Origin of the sequence: Natronospira sp., assembly GCF_007134575.1 — a bacterium.
GTDB classification, from domain to species: Bacteria; Pseudomonadota; Gammaproteobacteria; order Natronospirales; family Natronospiraceae; genus Natronospira; species Natronospira elongata.
The window spans coordinates 1-3209 of sequence record NZ_SLKM01000158.1; the positions used below are offsets into that span (position 1 = coordinate 1).

The window sequence follows — 3209 nt, forward strand, 5'->3', positions numbered from 1 at the left end:
CAGGATGCCTGTCCGAGGAATCGGGCCCCCTTGAGGAGGGTCCGCCCCGGTGGCTGTTCTCCTTCGACAGTGGCGACGACGGATGGCAGCCGGTTGCAGCCCGTTTTAGCGAAGCTGACCGTGAGAGGCGAAACTTCGGGTTCCGGCAGGTCACGGCCCAGGAAGGCACCGCTGATTGCTGCAAGGCCCTGCAGCTGGAGGTGGTCTCCAACGGGCGCCTTGTCATCGGCATGTTCTACCCCCTGGAAGGGCTTGACCCGAACCTGCTGTATCAGGGCCGAATCCGTTTCGAGGTCTTCAGCGACGTACCGGCGGAATGCGGGGGCATACCACGACCGCCGGGCCGAGATACCAATTTCCTGGTAGGCTTTAGCGATGAACAGCTCAAGCCATTTCTGACGACATTTGACTTCTTCCAGGATTGGTGGTCTCTAAATATTGATCATGGCATACCGGGTGAGTCCGGTGAAGATGCCTGGATAGTCGGCGATTTCGCCATCGACAAACCTTGCGAGCAGCCTTACCGCACGCCGGGCTTTTACTGGGAACGCAAGCGGATGTACAACGAGGAGCCCTTCAGCTTCTACACGGATGAAGACGGCACCGCCTGGGCCTATATTCTGATTGAGATTCGAACGCGAGTATTCCCATTCCGCTTCCCCTTTGACTGGGTGGAAATCGAAATTGCCGAATACGGTGAACTCGACTGAGTCTTGAATGGAATTTGCGGCTATGGTGGCCCGGAGTCAGAAGAAATACGGGCCGCTGATAACCGAGTGGTGGACATAAGGTTCGAGGAGAAGCCACGGCCAGGCCGCCTTATGCCTGATTGATCTTAACCGGCCTTGAATTCCGCGTTTTCATCGCGAATAATCAGGAATAGGTCTCCCGGAGAAATGACTGCTCGTATCATGCTGCACAACGCCACCTTTTATTCTGGCTTTTCCTTTCGCTTCTTCTACGGAAGAGGCGGCCGGTGGCGGTGTGCAAACCCATGATGTGAACTGAAAGACAAATTGCACGCCAGCCAAAGCCGGCCGCGACAGAATCGCGGCCGGCTTTTTTTGTGCCCGGGCATTGTAAGGCGTGCATGGCCATTCAGGCATGACGGAGGTAAGGCGCGATGAACGAGGAAATCAAGGCACTGCGGCAGGTGGTGGATATCATGGACCACGCCCTGCTGGATCTGATCAACCGGCGCATCCGGCTCACCGGCCAGATCGGCGAGATGAAGGCCAGCGCCGGCCTGCCCTGCCGAGACCGGCAACGGGAGGAAAATCTGTACCTGCGCATCTCGCTGGCCAATGACGGGCCCATGAGCGACGAGGCCGCCCGCCATCTCTTCGAGATTCTCACCGCTGAATCCCGCCGGATACAAAATCAGATTCTTAACAAAAGCTGGGACCGAAAAGGAGCGACGGGATGAAGACGGTCATCATCCAGGGCGGCCCGGCTTCTTATAGTGCCCAGGCGGCAAAGGTGTTGCTGGCCGGGGAACTGCGATTCATTCACGCCCGGTCATTTGAGGCGGCCATTGAGCATTACCTGGCCCAAGCCGGTAGTCGCCTGCTGTTCCCCTGGTGGAATTCCACCATCGGCCCCATCGGGCCGGTCCAGCGTCTTTACCGACAACACGAGCTGCGAATGCAGAACAGCCTGAGTTTCCCCATCCACCACTGCCTGATCGGATGGAAGCCCCGGACACCCCGTACCCGCGGCACCGTCCTCTCTCACCCGGCTGCCCTGTCCCAATGCCAGGCATTCCTGCGCCGCAATCCCTGGCTCAAGGCCCAAGCCAGTCATGACACCGCGGACAGTGTCGCTCTGCTGCGCGAGACCCGACCGGTGGCCACCCTGGCCATCGCCTCGGCCCATGCCGCGGCCCACTACGGCATGCCTGTGCTTGAAAGGAACATTCAGGATTCGCCCACCAACCGCACCCGTTTTATTCTGACAACGGCCGCACCCTGACGTCGCTCAAGCCCTGAGGGGGGCCTCCCTTCGATGCCACCCGGCCTTGCCGACCCAGCGCTGAGCGGCTCAGTGATCTCCCCCTTCCGGACGGTCCAGCACGCTGGCAGCCACCAGGTCGCCGGTGACATTCACCGTGGTGCGGCACATGTCGAGGATGCGGTCCACGCCGATGATCAGGGCAATGCCGGCGGCGGGGATGCCCACGCTGCCCAACAGCATGGACAGGATGACAATGCCGATGCCGGGGGTGCCGGGCGAGCCGATGGAGGCACCCACGGCAAGGAAGACCACCAACAGCAGGCCGGCGATGCCGATATCCACGCCGAAGACCTGGGCGAGAAAGAGGGTCGCCACCATCTGGTAGAGGGCGGTGCCGGCCATGTTGATGGTGGTGCCCAGGGGGATGACGAAACGGGTGGTGGAAGCGGAGACGCCCAGTCTGGCCTCGGCGGTCTGCATGGTGAGCGGCATGACCGCCGCCGAGCTCGAGGTGGAGAAGGCCAGCAACTGGGCATCACGGATAGCAGAGAGGAACTTGCCCACGGGGCGGCCGGTACGCAGGCGATAGATGATGAGATACATGATCAAGACCAGGATCAGGCCGATGATGACGGTGACCACGTACAGGCCCATGCCGAGCAAGGCTTCTATCCCAAGTCGAGTGGTGATCTGGGCGAGCAGGCCGAAGACGGCAAAGGGCACCAGCAGCATGGCCCATCGCACCACCACCATGGTGATTTCCTGAATGGAGGCCAGCAGGCTGAGCAGGGGTTGCTGCTGTGCCCGGGGCAGGCTGACCAGGGCCACCCCGATGAGGATGGCGAAGACCACCACCTGCATCATGTTCTGCTCCAGACCGGCCTTCAGCGGGTTGGCGGGGATCATTTCACTCAGACGGGCGGGCAGGTCCTGAATGGCCAGGCCCGGGGCCGGCACGGCCTCGGCGGCTTCCACTGCGGGCTTGAGCTCGGCCTGGATGCTGGCCGCATCCAGATACAGCCCCGGCTGAATGGTGAGCGCCACCACCATGCCGATCAGCACCGCGGCCAATGTGGTGACGACAAAAAAGAGGCCGGCCCGGATGCCGGTGCTGCGCAGGGAAGCCATGCTGTCGGAAGAGGCCATGCCGAGGATGATAGAGGCCACCACCAGGGGGATGACGATCATCTGGATCAAGGCCAGGAAGACGTAGCCCGGCAGGGCCAGCCAGTTGGTAATCAGGGCGGCCAGGCCCG

General features: G+C 61.5%; 4 protein-coding genes. 3 read left to right on the forward strand and 1 reads right to left on the reverse strand.

What is annotated here, in order from left to right; all coding sequences use genetic code 11:
• The 3 genes from ACJWXQ_RS06335 to ACJWXQ_RS06345 all read left to right on the forward strand — a co-directional run.
• Window positions 1-710: hypothetical protein (locus tag ACJWXQ_RS06335; RefSeq protein ID WP_406672391.1), on the forward strand; the 710-nt coding region annotated here is incomplete at its 5' end.
• A gap of 413 nt (window positions 711-1123) precedes the next feature.
• Complete coding sequence (locus tag ACJWXQ_RS06340) at window positions 1124-1426, forward strand: chorismate mutase (protein ID WP_346052028.1); 303 nt, start codon at window positions 1124-1126, stop codon at window positions 1424-1426.
• Complete coding sequence (locus ACJWXQ_RS06345; protein WP_346052026.1) at window positions 1423-1971, forward strand: prephenate dehydratase domain-containing protein; 549 nt, start codon at window positions 1423-1425, stop codon at window positions 1969-1971. The genes ACJWXQ_RS06340 and ACJWXQ_RS06345 overlap by 4 nt, the downstream gene beginning before the upstream one ends.
• A gap of 69 nt (window positions 1972-2040) precedes the next feature.
• On the opposite strand, the gene ACJWXQ_RS06350 is transcribed toward ACJWXQ_RS06345, so the two are convergent.
• A partial coding sequence (locus ACJWXQ_RS06350; RefSeq protein WP_406672392.1) for a dicarboxylate/amino acid:cation symporter occupies window positions 2041-3209 on the reverse strand: 1169 nt, incomplete at its 5' end.

Excerpts from the sequence above, each read along its gene's own strand:
- ACJWXQ_RS06340 (WP_346052028.1), top strand. The coding sequence starts at position 1,124 with ATGAACGAGGAAATCAAGGCACTGCGGCAGGTGGTGGATATCATGGAC.
- ACJWXQ_RS06345 (WP_346052026.1), top strand. The coding sequence starts at position 1,423 with ATGAAGACGGTCATCATCCAGGGCGGCCCGGCTTCTTATAGTGCCCAG.